This window comes from Yoonia sp. (genome assembly GCF_042093035.1).
Lineage (GTDB): Bacteria > Pseudomonadota > Alphaproteobacteria > Rhodobacterales > Rhodobacteraceae > Yoonia.
In genome coordinates, this window is sequence record NZ_JBELFI010000056.1 from 1 (window position 1) to 15,516 (window position 15,516).

Below are 15,516 nucleotides of genomic sequence, written 5' to 3' on the forward strand. Positions count from 1 at the left end.
ACTGGGCCGTTCTAGTTGCAGCGCCAGCGCAAAGCCTTCGTTCGGCAGGAACGGGAAAGGGTGCGCGGGGTCAATTGCCAGCGGTGACAGGACCGGAAATACCTGATCCAGAAACACGTCCTCCAGATAGGCGATGTCGTCCTTGTTCAGGTCTTTTTGCGTCAGGATATGAATGTTCTGCTTGGCCATCTCTGCGTGCAGATCGACAAAGACCGCCTGTTGCCGGGTCATCAAATTGCGCGCGTCCAGATCAATGTCCACCAACTGTTCAGCGGGTGTACGCCCATCAAGTCCGGGGGTGGTGTTGCCCTCGTTCGAGAGCTCACGCAGGCCAGCGACGCGGACGGTGTAGAATTCGTCAAGGTTGGTGGCCGAAATCGACAAGAAGCGCAGCCGTTCCAGTAGTGGCACGCGCTGGTTTTCGGCCTCTTCAAGCACGCGCCAGTTAAAGCCAAGCCAGCTCAGTTCGCGGTTCATGAAACGCGCGGGCGTGCTCAGGTCGATATCTAATGTGGTCGGAGGGGGATATGCCCCGTCCAAAAAGTCAGCGTTTGTCATGGGTGCCTTCTTGAACCGCCAATGTTGCGGTCATGTGACAAGTATCGCGGGGTCAGCCGCGCTTGTCCAGCAGATCGCCTGCAAGTGATTTGTTGATCTTGCGTCCCTGCGCCAGGGCGGCGTCATCCAAAGCTGCGACGATATCGGCGGCGGCGGCGTAGGAACGCTCAATGCGTGTGCTCAGATAGCGGACGAGATCGGGTTTTGGGCTGATCTGACGGTCGGCGAAGAGCTTCATAATCAGCGCGGAAAGTAGCGCATCATCCGGGGCTGCGATTGTCGTGACTGTGGTTGCCTGCATCCGGCTGGCCAGATCAGGCAGGGCAATGGGCCAGCGGCTTGGTGGTGTTTGTGCGGTCATTAACAAAAGGCCACCCCGGGTGCGCAGATTGTTGTGCAGGTGAAAAACGGCTTCTTCGGAACCTGTCGGTAATGTCTCCATGTCTTCGATGACGATTGCCTGTGCGTTGGGGACAAAACCGGCGGGGATGTCGGAGGCGTGAATGATCTTTGCCGCGTTCCGTGCCGCAAAGACCCCTGCGAGGTGGCTTTTGCCCGCCCCCAATGGCCCTGTCAGCACCAGCTTTCTTTCGGGCCAAGTATCGGACGCGTTGACGATGGCGAAGGCTTGCGCATTCGCCTCAGATACGAAGAAATCATCGGGTCCCAGCGCAACCCCCGTTGGCCAGTCAAATGCGAGTTGATCGGCCATTCAGTCGTCTCGTGATTGGCCGCGGTAAAGCAGGCTGCTTTTATATTGGCCGACGCCCCAGCGCGCCAAGACGCCGATCATTGCGGCAATTGGCACCGCGACAAGCATTCCGACAAACCCAAAAAGTGAGCCAAAGACCGACAGCGCAAAGAGCAGCCACACAGGATGCAGTCCGACCGAACTGCCAACCAGCTTCGGCGTCAGAATATTGCCTTCAAGAAATTGCCCCAGCCCAAAGATGCCGGCCACGATTCCGATGCGCAGCCAGTCGTTTGCGAATGTGACCGTGTCGCCGTCGACGACCTCAACCGCGCCCCAGAACTGGAACAAGGCAAGCCCGACCGCCAGCACGCCGCCGACCAGCGCGCCCACATAGGGAATGAAGGTAATCAACCCGGCAATAAACCCGACGATCAGCCCGAAATTCAGACCCGCCAGCATCAACGCCACGGCGTAATATGTCCCCAGCACCAGGCAGACAGTGCCTTGGCCGCGAATGAAAGAGGCGAGCGTGGTATCGATATCGCGTGCGAGCATACGGATCGTCTCTGCATGATCGCGTGGCAGCATTTCGTCTATTTTGGCGGTCATATTGTCCCAATCGAGCAGCATATAGACCGCCACCACAGGCACGATGACCAGCAACACCAGTATGTTAATCAGTCCCAGTGCTGACGACAGGATGCCGTTGAGCAACTCACCGCCTTTGGATTGGATTGTTTCGCCGATGGCGATGAGCTGTTGGTAGACGGCGCTTTGATCGTCCATCAACTGCGGAAAACGCGTCAGCAGACCGTTGCGCAGCCGGTCGAAAAGCTCCGGTGCGGTATTGATGAGCGCGGCGCTCTGCTGCACCAGCGTCGGGATCACCAGCAAGATCAGCAAAACGAAGATAAGCACCGCCACAAGCGTGATGATCGCAACCGAGGCCATGCGCGAGAACCCCGCCTTTTCCAGACGGTCAGCGACGGGGTCCAGCAGGTAGGCGATGGCCCCCCCCAGTACAAAAGGCAGGATCACATCGCCCAGAAACCACAGCGCCAGAAGAAAGACGGCTGTGGCAATTCCCCAGTATTTCGCTTGTTGTCCGATTGGCAATGCCATGGGTCATCCTGCTCTCGCTTGCAAAATAGATGCGCCATGGCGGGTTTTGGCGCAAGGGTCGCGCGGAAATATTCGCTGTTTGTGACCGATGACAGTGCTTGCGGGGCGCGGGCCTGCCGATTACACCGAAAATCCAACAGATGTCGAAAAAGGTCGATCCCATGCGCCTGAGCCGCTATTTCCTGCCCGTCCTCAAAGAAACGCCGCGCGAGGCGCAGATCGTCAGCCATCGCTACATGTTGCAGGCCGGCATGATTAAACAGGCGGCGGCGGGGATCTATTCCTGGCTACCCTTGGGTTTCAAGGTGCTGCGCAAGATCGAAGATATCGTGCATGAAGAACAAGCGCGTGCGGGTCACATCGCGATCCAGATGCCAACTATTCAATCCGCCGACCTGTGGCGCGAAAGCGGGCGCTATGATGCCTACGGCGAAGAAATGCTGCGCATCAAAGACCGTGGCGGTCGTGATATGCTCTTTACGCCGACGGCGGAGGAACTTGTCACCGATATCTTCCGCGCCCATGTCAACAGCTACAAGGATTTGCCGCTGACGCTCTATCAGATCCAGTGGAAATTCCGCGATGAAGTGCGTCCGCGCTTTGGCGTGATGCGTGGACGCGAGTTCTATATGAAAGACGGCTACAACTTCGATCTGACCAAAGAGGACGCGTTGCATGCCTACAACCGCCATCTGGTCAGCTACCTGCGCACCTACGAGCGTATGGGCTTGCAAGCCATCCCGATGCGCGCGGACAGTGGCCCGATTGGCGGCGACGACACGCATGAATTTCTGGTGCTGGCCGATACCGGTGAGTCGGAGGTCTTTTATGACAGCGAGATCACCGATCTGAAGTTTGGGGATCGTGAGATCGACTATGATGACAAGGCGGCCTGTGCCGCTGTGCTGGACGAGTTTACCAGCCGCTACGCACGCACCGATGAAACCCATGATCGCGCGCTCTTTGACGCCATCCCGGAGGACCGCAAGCGGACAGCGCGTGGCATTGAGGTTGGGCAGATCTTCTACTTTGGCACCAAATATTCCGAAGCCATGGGCGCTTTGGTGGATGATGGTCAGGGCGGCAAAGTCCCTGTGCATATGGGCAGCCACGGGATTGGTGTGTCGCGTCTGTTGGGGGCGATTATTGAGGCCAGCCATGACGACAAGGGCATCATCTGGCCCGAAGGTGTCACGCCTTTCCACTGTGGCATTCTGAACATGCGCCAAGGCGATGAGGCCGCAGATGCCGCCTGCGAGGCGCTTTATGCATCGCTGACTGCACTTGGTCTTGATCCGCTTTACGATGACCGGGATGAGCGTGCCGGTGCCAAATTTGGCACGATGGACATGATTGGTCTACCGTGGCGCATTACTGTCGGCCCGCGTGGGCTGAAAAACGGTGTAGTCGAGTTGACCAGCCGCCGCACCGGTGAAAGCGAAGAACTTGCGCCACAGGAGGCGGTTGCGAAGATTGCCAAGATATACGAGGGTACCTGATGAGTTTGACAGAGGTTGACTGGTCGGTGATCCCGGCCCCCGCGGACGATGGAAAAGCCGATCATCTGGTCGGGCAGAGCCTGCCGGATATCGTGCTGCCCGCAACCAACGGTGAGGCGGTGAACCTGAGCGATCTGAGCGGTATTTCAGTACTCTACGTTTATCCCAAGACGGGCCGTCCGGACCAAGACCTGCCCGACGGCTGGAACGAGATCCCCGGCGCGCGCGGTTGCACACCGCAGTCATGTTCCTTTCGCGACCATGCGGCCGAATTGCGCACCTGGGGGGTCACAAATCTTTTCGGGGTCTCGACACAGGATACGGCCTACCAAAGTGAGGCCGCTGCGCGGTTGAACTTGCCTTTCTGCCTTCTATCGGACGCGGAAGGCGTGATGGGCCGCGCACTGGGTCTGCCCGGGATGCAGGTGCATGGGACCTATCTGCTCAAGCGTTTGACGATGATTGCCAAGGACGGTGTGATCGTCAAAGTGTTCTATCCAGTCTTTCCACCGGATCAGGACGCTGAAAATGTCGTTGCCTGGCTTCGCGCGGATGCCGCGTAGGCAGGGATTGATCGCGCGGGGCAGGAGCCTCCGGCGGGAGTTTTTTGGGCAAGATGATACCGGGCTGGCGATCTGTGCTTGACCCAAGCTGATGGCCGCCCCACGTTGCGTCCAAGCAAGCAGGAGCAGTTATGGCAGAGGTGCAAAGCACAAAGCCTTTCGCAAAGTTCGAATGGATGATCGCTTGGCGCTATATCCGTGCAAAACGAGCCGAGGGGGGGGTGAGTGTCATGACCTGGATCAGTTTGATCGGGGTGACGCTGGCCGTTTTTGCATTGATTGCGACCCTTGCCGTGCGTTCTGGTTTTCGTGCTGAGTTTATCGATACGATTGCGGGGGCCAATGCCCATGTTTCGATTGTGCAGCCGGGGTCCGTGATCTCGGAATTTGAGGATGCTGCGGAACAGGTGCGCGCGGTCGCGGGCGTGCGATCTGTCGCACCTCTGATCCGCGGTCAGGCGATGGCGTCCGGCGGCGGTCGCATTGGATTGGCGGACATTTACGGTATCCGGCTGGCGGATCTCAAACAATCGGACGCAATTGTGCAGAGCGAACGCACGTTCGGGAGCATTGATGACTTGCCCAATGGGGCTGCGATTGGCTCGGCTTTGGCGTCAAACCTTGGGTTGGGAATTGGTGACAGGATTGAACTGACAACGCGCTCTGGTGTTGCGACCCCAATGGGGCAATCGACCCGCAGGAACGCCTATGAGGTCGTCTATATTTTCTCTACCGGGCGCTTTCAGATTGATGAGGTGCGGGTCTATTTGCCCTTTGATGTCGCGCAGTTGGTTTTCAACCGCGACGGGGTCGCGGATGAATTGGAGGTGCGTCTTGATGATCTCAATCAGTCAGAGGTTCTTAAGCAAGAGATTGCGAATGCGGCGGGACCGGGCATGTGGGCCTATAGTTGGCAGGACCGTGTTGGCCGGTTCCTGCGCGCGCTGACGATTGAAGACAATGTGATGTTCATTATTCTGTCGATCCTCGTGCTTGTGGCCTCGATGAACATCATCAGTGGTCTGATAATGTTGGTGAAAAACAAAGGCCGTGATGTTGGTATATTGCGCACGATGGGGCTGACGGAGGGCTCAATCCTGCGGATATTCTTTATCTGCGGGGCGGGGATCGGTACGATCGGGACGGCGCTGGGCGTGATCCTTGGCAGTCTGTTTGCCATCTATGTCGATCAGATTTTCAGCCTTGTGAATTTTGTGGCCGGTGGTGGCGTGTGGGACCCGTCCATTCGCGGAATTTATAATGTGCCTGCGCAACTCCGTCTCGAAGATGTCTTGAAAGCAATGTCACTTTCACTGGGCCTGTCGTGGATCATCACAATCTTTCCGGCCCGTCGTGCCGCCCGCATGAACCCGGTTGAGGCGTTGCGCTATGAGTGATCCTATCTTGCAACTGACCGACCTGACCAAAGGCTATAACGCGGGCAAACCCAATGAGGTGCGCGTGTTGCAGGGGGCATCGCTTGCCGTCAAAGCAGGCGAGGTCGTAGGCCTCGTCGCGCCCTCAGGGGCCGGCAAATCGACGTTGCTGCATATTGCCGGATTGCTGGATACGCCTGACGCCGGTCAAGTCGCGATTGCCGGCACTGATATGACCCGCTTATCTGATCGCAGACGCACAGGCGTGCGTCGTGGTGCCGTTGGTTTTATCTACCAGTTTCATCATTTGTTGCCTGAATTCACGGCGCTGGAAAATATCGTCCTGCCGCAGCTTGCCAATGGCATGTCCGAGGCCGCAGCGCAGACCCGTGCGATGGCCTTGCTGGACCGCGTGGGTATTGCCGCGCGCGCATCACATCGTCCCGATGCTTTGTCGGGAGGTGAACAGCAACGTGTTGCTTTTTGCCGTGCGCTTGCGAATGAACCGACCTTGCTTTTGGCTGATGAGCCGACAGGCAATCTTGACCCAGAGACATCGGATCGGGTTTTTGACGTGTTGATCGGGCTGGTGCGCGACACCGGTCTTGCGGCGGTGATTGCGACACATAACATGGCCCTCGCGGCGCGTATGGATCGGCAGGTGCGCCTGAATAGCGGCGTATTGGAGGCATTATGAAAATCACCGTGACCGAGATTGAGGCGCAAAGTCGTGCGGCGTTGCTGAACCATGGTGCCGGCGCAACGCAGGCGGCAGCCGTTGCCAACGCCGTGGCACGCGCAGAGGCATTGGGCAATGTGATTTGCGGGCTTTACTATCTGGAGAGCTATTGCACGCAGCTCTCCTCTGGCCGGGTGAACGGGACTGTGACGCCAGAGGTTTCGCGTCCCCGGCCCGGTGCAATTCTGGCGGATGCGAAGTATGGCTTTGCACAGCCCGCATTCGCCGCAGGATTGCCTGAAGCCGTTGCAGCAGGGCTTGAAAACGGCGTGGTGAGCCTTGCGGTTGCACATGCGCATACCTGTACATCGCTTGGGTATTTTACCGAACAAATTGCCGCGGCCGGACTGATCGGGATCGGCTTTACCAACGCGTCCCCGGTTGTTGCACCTCCGGGCGGCAACAAGCGCGTCATAGGCACCAACCCCATCGCGATGACGGTCCCCGGTGACGATGGCCCAGCGATGCATTTTGATTTCTCAACATCTGCCGTCGCCCTTGGCAAGATCACCATGGCCAAGACTGCGGGAGAGCCTATTCCGCTTGGTTGGGCTGTCGATGAAAACGGCGCACCGACGACAGATCCTGATGCGGCGCTCAAGGGTGCTTTGGTCAGTGCCGGTGGCTACAAGGGCTGGGGCTTTGGTTTGATGGCAGAGCTTCTGGCGGCTGGCATGACGGGGTCTGTGAATTCGCTGGACGTGGCCGGTTTGAAGGTGGCCGCTGGCAAGCCGCATGATCTGGGGCAGTTTTACATCCTCATGGATCCCGGCACTTACCACGATGGATTTGCAGACAGGTTTGTCCGCATAGCGGAGGCGGTGACGGCCCAGGAGGGTGCCCGCATTCCCGGTGCTGACCGACATGTCATGACCGAAGTCGATGTGCCTGACGCGCTTTGGGATCTGGTCTGCGAGCTCGGAAATTGATCTGCGCCATAGCGGGTTCGGAAAACTCTTGTTAGGCTGTACAAAACAGGAGGCAGTTTGACATGCGGAATTTCATTATTGTTTCGGTTCTGGGACTTGCAGCTTGCGTGGAAGAGCCCGTCAACGGGCGCACGACCTATCTTGAAAGCTGCGCCGCTTGTCACGGCGTGAGCGGTGCGGGCGACGGGCCTGCCGCGCGCGGGCTTGCGCCTGATCTGACGATGCTTGCGGCGCGCAACGGCGGGGTATTCCCCACGGACGATGTCATGAGCATCATTGACGGGCTTGAGCGCGCACCGCATTTCAGCGCCGCCATGCCAGAGTTCGGCGCGGGTGATCTTGGTGAAACTGTGATCGTGGAAAACGAAGGGCTTGGCACGCCGGTCCCATTCAAATTGCTGGTGCTGACCGAATACCTGCAAAGCATTCAGCAGTAACCAAAGCTGACGATTGCGTGAAAAACGGCGACACTTGCTTTCCCTTGGGGTGCTTTGGGGTAGGACTGTTGTTGTTTTAACCGAAGGGTCACCTGAATGCGCGCCTTGCTTGCAACTGCTCTTGTTATCGCCACAGCCACTGCTGCGCTTGCTGGCCCGGTTGACTTTGCAAATGGGTGGAAAGAACAGCGCTTGTCGCTGTTCAGTTCCAACGATTACGTCTTCGGCAAGACGCTGGGGCTGGTGTCGGAGGGCTCCGTGTCGATTGCTTGGGCACCCGTGGCCCGCGCTGATTGGGGTGCCAAAGGGGCCGATTGGCGCTGGACGGTCGCGCAGTCTGTCCCACCGACAGACCTGAGCCTCAAAGGGGGTGATGACCGGAATATCTCGCTTTATTTTGTGTTCGTGCCGGACGCGCTGGCGCCGGGTTTGGAGGGGGCGAACATCCGTAGCCTTCTCGGAAACGAGGACGTGCGTATTTTGCAATATGCATGGGGTGGCAACCATCCGCGAGGTCAGGTTATTCCGTCGCCTTACGGCCCGACAGGACAGGGTGCGACCATCGCCTTGCGGCAGGCAGGCACCGGGACACAGACAGAAAGCGTCGATCTGGCTGCCGATTACATGCGCGCCTTTGGCGGCGAAAAAGGCGCGCTTATCGGCTTGGCGGTGTCCGGTGATAGCGATGACACAGATAGCGTCATTCGGGCCGCAATTGGTGATCTTGTGCTGCGATAGGCTCCGGGGCTGATTCGTTGGCTCCTTTACCGTGCAGGTGTCTGATTATCGGGCAATGCGCACTTCGAAGGGTCGGGACGGCCTTTCGGCACTGCCGCAAACTGAAAAAATCTCTTATTATTGCAGTTTGTTACTTACAGGATCCGCAAAACTGTGGATACTGTTTTGACGTGATGCGCTGCACTGCGGTTTGGGGAGGTCAGTTAACATGCGGGGAGGCATGCTAACTATTTGAAAATGGCATGATCTGGATCAAGCCACCCCACCCTTTTTTGCGCAACACATTGGTCTGCTGACCGCTCGTAACCATAAGGCGCATGTTGGTCATATGTCGCTGTTAGAAATCAAGACCCACACGCCTGCGCAAATGCGGGCGGTATTCTGGGAGGAATATTTATGAAAAATAAAGTAATCGCAGTGAGCCTTGCCGCGACAATGGCAACTGGTGGCGCTGCTCAGGCGCAAGAAGTGTTTGAGATGACATCTGCGTTCTCACGTAACCTGCCAATCCTTGGTACGGCCGGTGTGGACTTTGTCGACAAAATCAACGGCATTTCCCGCGACGTGGAATTCGAACACTTCGATCCCGGTGAACTGGTCCCGACGCTTGAAGCACTTGACGCTGTGTCCAGCGGTTCTGTTGATGCGGCTTACACGACATCCGGTTATTGGCAGGGTAAGATTACCGCTGCATCGCTCTTTGCGGCTGTGCCATTTGGCCCTGAGGCCGGCGAATTCCTGGCGTGGATGCTTTATGACGATGGTGCGGATCTCATGCAGCGTATGTATGATGAGAACAGCTACAACGTGAAAGTTATGCCATGCGGCGTCATCGCGCCTGAAACATCTGGCTGGTTTAAGACTGAAATCAAGAGCCTTGAGGACCTTGAAGGTCTGAACATGCGCTTCTTCGGCCTTGGTGCAGAAGTCATGCAGCGTCTGGGCGTGTCCACATCGCTACTGGCGGCTGGCGACATCTTCCCTGCACTTGAGCGTGGCGCGATTGATGCGACAGAATTCTCCATGCCGCTGATCGACCAGCGTCTGGGCTTCTATAACATCGCGTCCAACAACTACTTCCCTGGCTGGCACCAGCCTGCGACATTGTTTGAGTTGCTCATCAACAAAGACCGTTGGGAAGACCTTGATGAATTTGCACAAAACCAGATCGAAGTTGCTTGTCTTGCCAACATCACAACCAACTTGGCTGAAGGCGAAGCGAAAAACTACGCCGCGATGGTCACAAACGTGGAAGAGAACGGTGTGACAATCCGCCAGTGGCCTGATGAGATGCTCGAAGCGTTTGAGTCGTCATGGAATGAAGTTGCCGCTGAACTGGCCGCAGAGGACGAATACTTCGCTGAAGTCTGGGCCGACCTGCAAGAATTCCGCGCAGGCTACAAAATCTGGTCCGAGAACATCTACCTTAAGCGCCCGCGCTAAGCACGCGCTTGATTAAGAAAATTAAAAAGGGGCGGAAAATCACCGCCCCTTTATTTGCACGACACGGCCTTTGAAAGGAACCCCCGCCATGGCAGAAGTCGAAGAACTGGTCGCGGTCTCAGACCCCGGTGAAGTTGATCGCGAGGAACACAATCGCGGTGACAGGTTTGTGGTGCAACTTTCCAATATTGCCGCTTGGCTTTTTCCGATTCTGATGCTCGCGATTTCCGCGCAAGTGGTCTTGCGCAACAGTGGAATGAACCAAGCATGGCTCGATGACTTGCAGTGGTGGCTTTATGGTGCCGCCGTGCTAGTGGGTGTCGGCTATGCCGTCACAACTGATAGCCACGTGCGCGTGGATATCCTTTATGACAATTTCCCGTCCGAAAAGAAAACACGAGTCAATATCTTTGCGATAGGCTGGCTGTTCTTGCCATTTATCATCCTGTCCTGGGATGTAACCTATGATTATGCGCTCACATCGCTGCGCGCGGATGAGGGCTCCAGCAGCCCTAACGGGTTGCACAACCTGTGGATCATCAAGATCTTCATGAACTGGTCATTCATCTTCATTGCAATCGCTTGCTGGGCCGCATTGACGCGGAACGTGGCGCGGTTGAAGACGCCAAAACTGTGGCGCGTACTTTGGGCTGGATTTCCCGGCTTGTTCCTGACGGTCAATCTGGCGATTTACTATGGGCTTTACAGTGTGATGTCGCTCTTTGCAGAAGAGGGCGCGTCGGCGCGCGATATCAGCCGCGGCCCCGCCTTTGGCTCCATCGAATTCGGCAACTACGAACTGACATACACCGTGGTCGCGTCACTCATTCTCGCACCACTCATTGTCCTAGGCCTGCGCGCAATGGACCCTTCACGCAAGATGGAGGCGTAGTCCATGCTGTCCTTTATTGGCCAATTCTTCACCCTGAATGAGGTGGCGGTTATCGCCATGTTCGCCACATTCATCTGGATGCTGTTCCGCGGTATTCCGGTTGCGATGGCACTTGTGGGTGTCAGCCTTGTTTTCGTTCTGATTGCGGAATTCTTTCTTGATCCGAACCGCAGCTTTTTCCGCGATGTCATCGAATTTGACCGCACAGGCATTGATTATCAACGCCTTGGTGCGCTGTCGTCGCGGATTTTCGGCAGTACCGTCAACAATCCGGTTCTTGTCGCCTTGCCGATGTTTATCTTCATGGGCCTGATGCTGGATCAATCCGGTGTGGCCCAGCGGATGATGCAATCCATGCAGAAGCTCTTTGGTGGTCTGCGCGGTGGTCTGTCGCTGACCGTGCTTTTGATCGGTATCATTCTCGCAGCATCCACGGGCGTCATCGGTGCCTCTGTGACGCTGCTGGGCGTGATGGCCTTGCCCGCCATGATGGCGCAGAATTATTCCAAGCCAATCGCCACGGGCACGATCGCCTCGGCCGGCACGCTGGGCATTCTTATTCCGCCGTCCATCATGCTGGTGATTATGTCTGACCAGTTGGCGATCAGCCTTGGCGATCTGTTTATGGGGGCGCTTTTCCCCGGTTTGGTCCTTGGCGCGCTTTATATCACTTTTATCGTGATTTACGGACTGATTAAGCCTGATGCGATGCCGGTCCCCGAAAAAACCGAAGAGGTCGGCTGGCCGGTCATCAAAGAGGTCCTTTTGGCTGTTGTCCCGCCGATGTTCCTGATCCTGTTGGTTTTGGGATCGATCTTTGCGGGTATCGCGACGCCGACAGAAGCCTCCGGGCTTGGTGCGTTGGGTGCGACGATCCTTGCGCTTATGAATCGCCGCCTGAATTTCAAGGTTCTGCGCGAAGTCAGCCGTTCGACCCTGAACACCTCTGGCTATATCGTCGGTATCTTTCTGGCGGCGAACTTCTTTGCCTTCATCCTGCGCCGCTATGGCGGCGATGAGATCATCGAAGGGCTGGTGCTGTCGGTGTTCGACGATCCCTATTCGATTGTTCTGTTCATTCTGTTTATCGTGTTTCTTCTGGGCTTCCTGCTGGACTGGATCGAGATCACGATTATCATCATGCCACTGATGCTGCCTATCATTCAGGGCTTGGGGATTGAGGGTGACATTCCCGACTTCAATCAGGTTGCAGAACCTGTGGTGACGTGGTTCGCGATCCTTGTGGCGGTGACGTTGCAAACCTCGTTCCTGACGCCGCCTGTGGGCTTTGCGCTCTTTTATCTGAAGGGTGTTTGCCCGCCCGGCGTGACGATCGGCGATATCTACAAAGGTGTCATTCCATTCGTTTTGTTGCAGATTCTGGGGCTCTTCATCGTGTTCGAATTCCCGGCACTTGTGACTTGGCTGCCCTCGGTGGCTTACGGCAATTAAACCAAAACAGAGGCGGCAATGACCCTCAGACCGATGAACATCGACCCCGGCAAGTGCTTTATCGCAGGCGCTTGGGTCGATCCCGTCGGTGGGGATGTCCTGCCGCTTCTCAACCCTTCTGACGGCAGTACGCTTTGCGAGATCGCGCGCGGGACGGCGCAAGATATTGATGCAGCGGTCGCGGCGGCTGATCGCGCGTTGGGTGGCGATTGGGGGAGGCTCACTGCTGCGGAACGGGGGCGGCTTCTGGCCAAGATCGGTCACGCGGTTCTCGATCATGTGGAGACACTCGCTGAGCTAGAGGCGATGGATGTCGGCAAGCCGCTGACTCAGGCGCGCGCGGATGTTGTCGCGCTGGCGCGCTATCTGGAATTTTACGGAGGTGCGGCGGATAAGATCCACGGCGAAACCATTCCCTATCTGGATGGCTACACCGTTTACACCCTGCGCGCGCGGCATGGTGTTACCGGTCATATCATTCCGTGGAACTACCCGATGCAGATTATCGGCCGCTCTGTCGGGGCGGCTTTGGCAATGGGGAACGCCTGTGTGCTGAAGCCCGCAGAGGAGGCCTGCCTGACGGCGCTTGCTTTCGCGCAAATCGCCCATGCGGCGGGACTGCCCGAGGGCGCGTTGAATGTGGTGCCAGGCCTGGGCGCAGAGGCCGGTGCGGCATTGGCGGCCCATCAGGGCGTCCACCATATTTCATTCACAGGTTCGGTCGGCGTCGGAAAGCTGATCCAACAGACGGCAGGGAACAATGTGGTTCCCGTGACGCTTGAACTGGGGGGCAAGTCGCCTCAGGTCGTGTTTGATGATGCCGATATAACAGGCGCACGTCCGTTTTTGGTGAATGCGGGCATTCAAAACGCAGGGCAGACGTGTTCGGCGTCATCACGTATTTTGGTGCAGCGCGGCGTCTACGATCAGGTCGTAACCGCAATGGCTGCCGCCTATGACGAGCTGCGGGCGGGGCCTGCTTTGTCTGATCTCGACCTTGGCCCGCTTGTGTCACCACGCCAGAGGGAGATTGTTGAGGGGTTCATCGCCAAGGGCCGCGATCTAAGCTGCGTGGCCCGCGGGCAGATTGTGGCGGAAGCGCCTGCAGGTGGCGCCTATGTTGCGCCGCATCTTTTTGCAGACGTTCCCGCAGAGCACACGCTGGCCCAAGACGAAATCTTTGGGCCTGTGCAGGTGGTGATCCCCTTTGATGATGAGGCTGAAGCAGTCGCGATTGCCAATGGCACGGATTTTGGTCTTGTTGCCTCCTGCTGGACAGAAAACGGGGCGCGGCAAATGCGCATGGCGAAGGCGCTGCGCGCGGGGCAGGTCTTTATCAATAACTACGGCGCAGGTGGCGGGGTTGAATTGCCTTTTGGCGGCACGGGTCTTTCCGGGCACGGACGCGAGAAAGGGTTTGAGGCGCTCTACGGGTTTTCCACACTCAAGACAGTGGCGGCGCGCCACGGCTGAAACTTGGGCGTTGGGCGTTCTTGACCATCCTTTCGGCTTGGCATAACAGAACATCAGCGGGCGGGCGTTGTGTAATGGTAAGACCTCAGCCTTCCAAGCTGATGATACGGGTTCGATTCCCGTCGCCCGCTCCAATAGTCACTCATTGTATTGCCGCAACTCTGCGTCTTATGCGTGCCCCTGTCTTGCGAACCGATCAGTTCAGTTTTATGTCTCACTCTTAGAGCGAAGGAACCTGCATGGCCGAGATACAAAGACCCAGACCAGAGGACCGGCCTGTCGGGAAAAAGGTGACTGCGCTGCGCGCGCTGTGGCCGTTTATGAAACCCTATAAATGGAACATGATCGCGGCTGGTTTCGCGCTGGTTTTCACCGCAACGATTGCGCTGACATTTCCGATCATCGCGCGTCTGGTGGTCGATAGCTTCGGGCTTGATAGCCAACAACTTCGCGAGCATTTTGGTTTGATGTTGCTGGTGGCTGTGCTGCTCGCTTTTGGGACGGCTGCCCGCTACTACCTTGTGACCCGTCTTGGGGAACGGGTTGTCGCCGATATTCGCAAGGCGGTCTTTAACCGCATGATAAGCATGAGCCCCGCATTCTACGAACGGATCATGACGGGAGAGGTGCTGAGCCGGATTACAACGGATACCACGCTGATCCTGTCTGTTGTCGGCAGCTCCGCCTCGATTGCGCTGCGCAATATTCTGATCTTCCTGGGCGGTGTGATCCTGATGCTGCTTACGTCCGTGAAGATGAGCATCATGGTGCTTTGGCCGATCCCGGTGGTGCTGTTTCCGATTATCTTTTTGGGGCGGCGTGTGCGCAGCCTTTCAAAGGAAAATCAGGATCTTATCGCGGAATCCAGTGGTGACGCGTCTGAACAGCTTTTGTCGGCGCAAACTGTTCAGGCCTTTACCCACGAAGACCTGAGCCGCGCAAAATTCGACGAAGTCACCGAGCAGAGCTATCGCGCCGCCCGCCGCCGGATATTGACACGTTCTGCGCTGACGGCTGTGGTGATTTTCATGGTTTTTGCGGCGATCGTTCTGTTTTTGCAGATGGGCTCACGCGATGTCAGCAATGGTGAGATCACCGAAGGCGGTCTGGTGCAGTTCATGTTCTACACGATCATGGTCGGCGGCGCTGTGGCGGCACTGTCGGAGGTCTGGGGCGAAGTGCAGCGTGCCGCCGGTGCGACAGAACGGCTTGTTGAGCTGTTGACTGCCAAGGACAGCGTGCAAGATCCCCAACAGCCCGATCGCCTGCCCGAACCGGTTAAAGGATCGCTCAGGTTTGAAAATGTGATGTTTCACTATCCGTCGCGTCCGCTGGTGTCCGCACTTGATGGCGTGAACCTGACGATCCAGCCTGGTGAGACGGTCGCACTTGTCGGGCCCTCTGGTGCGGGCAAAAGCACAATCATCCAGATGGTCCAGCGCTTTTATGACCCGCAAGATGGCGCGGTGAAGATTGATGGGATGGATTTGCGCGATCTGGACCGGTCCGCATTCCGCAAACATATCGCATTGGTGCCGCAGGATCCGGTGATTTTCGCGGATACGGCGCGTGAAAACATTCGTTTCGGGCGCCCTGATGCG

At 57.2% G+C, this 15,516-nt stretch carries 14 protein-coding genes, 1 tRNA gene and 1 pseudogene; 13 read left to right on the forward strand and 3 right to left on the reverse strand.

Annotated elements, in window-relative coordinates; all coding sequences use genetic code 11:
- The 3 genes and pseudogenes from ACFDSS_RS08660 to ACFDSS_RS08670 form a co-directional block, all read right to left on the reverse strand.
- Positions 1-558: pseudogene (locus ACFDSS_RS08660) on the reverse strand (RNA degradosome polyphosphate kinase); the annotation flags it as partial.
- 52 nt (positions 559-610) lie between these two features.
- A complete protein-coding gene (locus ACFDSS_RS08665; RefSeq protein WP_375255366.1) occupies positions 611-1,270 on the reverse strand; it encodes a chromosomal replication initiator DnaA in 660 nt (219 codons plus the stop codon).
- Positions 1,271-2,374: an AI-2E family transporter gene (locus tag ACFDSS_RS08670; protein WP_375255367.1), complete on the reverse strand. Its 1,104-nt coding sequence runs from the start codon at positions 2,372-2,374 to the stop codon at positions 1,271-1,273.
- A gap of 161 nt (positions 2,375-2,535) precedes the next feature.
- Here ACFDSS_RS08670 and proS point away from each other — a divergent pair, with 161 nt between their 5' ends.
- The 13 genes from proS to ACFDSS_RS08735 form a co-directional block, all read left to right on the forward strand.
- Positions 2,536-3,873 carry a proline--tRNA ligase gene (gene proS / locus ACFDSS_RS08675; RefSeq protein ID WP_375255379.1) on the forward strand — a complete coding sequence of 446 codons (1,338 nt, stop codon included), beginning with the start codon at positions 2,536-2,538 and terminating at the stop codon, positions 3,871-3,873.
- Entirely contained in the window at positions 3,873-4,436 is a 564-nt protein-coding gene (locus tag ACFDSS_RS08680) for a peroxiredoxin (protein ID WP_375255368.1), read from the forward strand. The genes proS and ACFDSS_RS08680 overlap by 1 nt, the downstream gene beginning before the upstream one ends.
- A 131-nt stretch (positions 4,437-4,567) precedes the next feature.
- Positions 4,568-5,833, forward strand: a complete 1,266-nt coding sequence (locus tag ACFDSS_RS08685; RefSeq protein ID WP_375255369.1) for an ABC transporter permease — start codon at positions 4,568-4,570, stop codon at positions 5,831-5,833.
- A complete protein-coding gene (locus ACFDSS_RS08690; RefSeq protein ID WP_375255370.1) occupies positions 5,826-6,509 on the forward strand; it encodes an ABC transporter ATP-binding protein in 684 nt (227 codons plus the stop codon). Before ACFDSS_RS08685 ends, ACFDSS_RS08690 begins: the two co-directional genes overlap by 8 nt.
- Positions 6,506-7,480: an Ldh family oxidoreductase gene (locus ACFDSS_RS08695; protein WP_375255371.1), complete on the forward strand. Its 975-nt coding sequence runs from the start codon at positions 6,506-6,508 to the stop codon at positions 7,478-7,480. The genes ACFDSS_RS08690 and ACFDSS_RS08695 overlap by 4 nt, the downstream gene beginning before the upstream one ends.
- A 62-nt stretch (positions 7,481-7,542) precedes the next feature.
- Positions 7,543-7,917, forward strand: a complete 375-nt coding sequence (locus ACFDSS_RS08700) for a c-type cytochrome (RefSeq protein WP_375255372.1) — start codon at positions 7,543-7,545, stop codon at positions 7,915-7,917.
- Positions 7,918-8,013: 96 nt separating this feature from the next.
- Positions 8,014-8,655, forward strand: coding sequence for a DUF3047 domain-containing protein (locus tag ACFDSS_RS08705; protein ID WP_375255373.1), 642 nt, complete (start codon positions 8,014-8,016; stop codon positions 8,653-8,655).
- 396 nt (positions 8,656-9,051) lie between these two features.
- A complete protein-coding gene (locus tag ACFDSS_RS08710; protein ID WP_375255374.1) occupies positions 9,052-10,098 on the forward strand; it encodes a TRAP transporter substrate-binding protein in 1,047 nt (348 codons plus the stop codon).
- Positions 10,099-10,186: 88 nt separating this feature from the next.
- Complete coding sequence (locus ACFDSS_RS08715) at positions 10,187-10,990, forward strand: TRAP transporter small permease subunit (RefSeq protein WP_375255375.1); 804 nt, start codon at positions 10,187-10,189, stop codon at positions 10,988-10,990.
- A 3-nt stretch (positions 10,991-10,993) separates the two neighbouring features.
- Positions 10,994-12,442, forward strand: coding sequence for a TRAP transporter large permease subunit (locus ACFDSS_RS08720; protein WP_375255376.1), 1,449 nt, complete (start codon positions 10,994-10,996; stop codon positions 12,440-12,442).
- A gap of 18 nt (positions 12,443-12,460) precedes the next feature.
- Positions 12,461-13,915 (forward strand): aldehyde dehydrogenase family protein, encoded by a 1,455-nt coding sequence (locus ACFDSS_RS08725; RefSeq protein WP_375255377.1) that lies wholly within the window; start codon positions 12,461-12,463, stop codon positions 13,913-13,915.
- Between the two features lie 60 nt (positions 13,916-13,975).
- Positions 13,976-14,049 (forward strand) — tRNA-Gly (locus ACFDSS_RS08730).
- Positions 14,050-14,154: 105 nt separating this feature from the next.
- Positions 14,155-15,516, forward strand: a 1,362-nt coding sequence (locus ACFDSS_RS08735) for an ABC transporter transmembrane domain-containing protein (RefSeq protein WP_375255378.1), incomplete at its 3' end; no start/stop codon positions are given.

Bases quoted from the DNA above. Each gene is read 5' to 3' on its own strand.
- ACFDSS_RS08670 (WP_375255367.1), bottom strand. From the start codon at position 2,374: ATGGCATTGCCAATCGGACAACAAGCGAAATACTGGGGAATTGCCACA.
- ACFDSS_RS08690 (WP_375255370.1), top strand. From the start codon at position 5,826: ATGAGTGATCCTATCTTGCAACTGACCGACCTGACCAAAGGCTATAAC.
- ACFDSS_RS08680 (WP_375255368.1), top strand. From the start codon at position 3,873: ATGAGTTTGACAGAGGTTGACTGGTCGGTGATCCCGGCCCCCGCGGAC.
- ACFDSS_RS08685 (WP_375255369.1), top strand. From the start codon at position 4,568: ATGGCAGAGGTGCAAAGCACAAAGCCTTTCGCAAAGTTCGAATGGATG.
- ACFDSS_RS08695 (WP_375255371.1), top strand. From the start codon at position 6,506: ATGAAAATCACCGTGACCGAGATTGAGGCGCAAAGTCGTGCGGCGTTG.
- proS (WP_375255379.1), top strand. From the start codon at position 2,536: ATGCGCCTGAGCCGCTATTTCCTGCCCGTCCTCAAAGAAACGCCGCGC.
- ACFDSS_RS08710 (WP_375255374.1), top strand. From the start codon at position 9,052: ATGAAAAATAAAGTAATCGCAGTGAGCCTTGCCGCGACAATGGCAACT.
- ACFDSS_RS08705 (WP_375255373.1), top strand. From the start codon at position 8,014: ATGCGCGCCTTGCTTGCAACTGCTCTTGTTATCGCCACAGCCACTGCT.
- ACFDSS_RS08715 (WP_375255375.1), top strand. From the start codon at position 10,187: ATGGCAGAAGTCGAAGAACTGGTCGCGGTCTCAGACCCCGGTGAAGTT.
- ACFDSS_RS08725 (WP_375255377.1), top strand. From the start codon at position 12,461: ATGACCCTCAGACCGATGAACATCGACCCCGGCAAGTGCTTTATCGCA.
- ACFDSS_RS08700 (WP_375255372.1), top strand. From the start codon at position 7,543: ATGCGGAATTTCATTATTGTTTCGGTTCTGGGACTTGCAGCTTGCGTG.
- ACFDSS_RS08665 (WP_375255366.1), bottom strand. From the start codon at position 1,270: ATGGCCGATCAACTCGCATTTGACTGGCCAACGGGGGTTGCGCTGGGA.
- ACFDSS_RS08720 (WP_375255376.1), top strand. From the start codon at position 10,994: ATGCTGTCCTTTATTGGCCAATTCTTCACCCTGAATGAGGTGGCGGTT.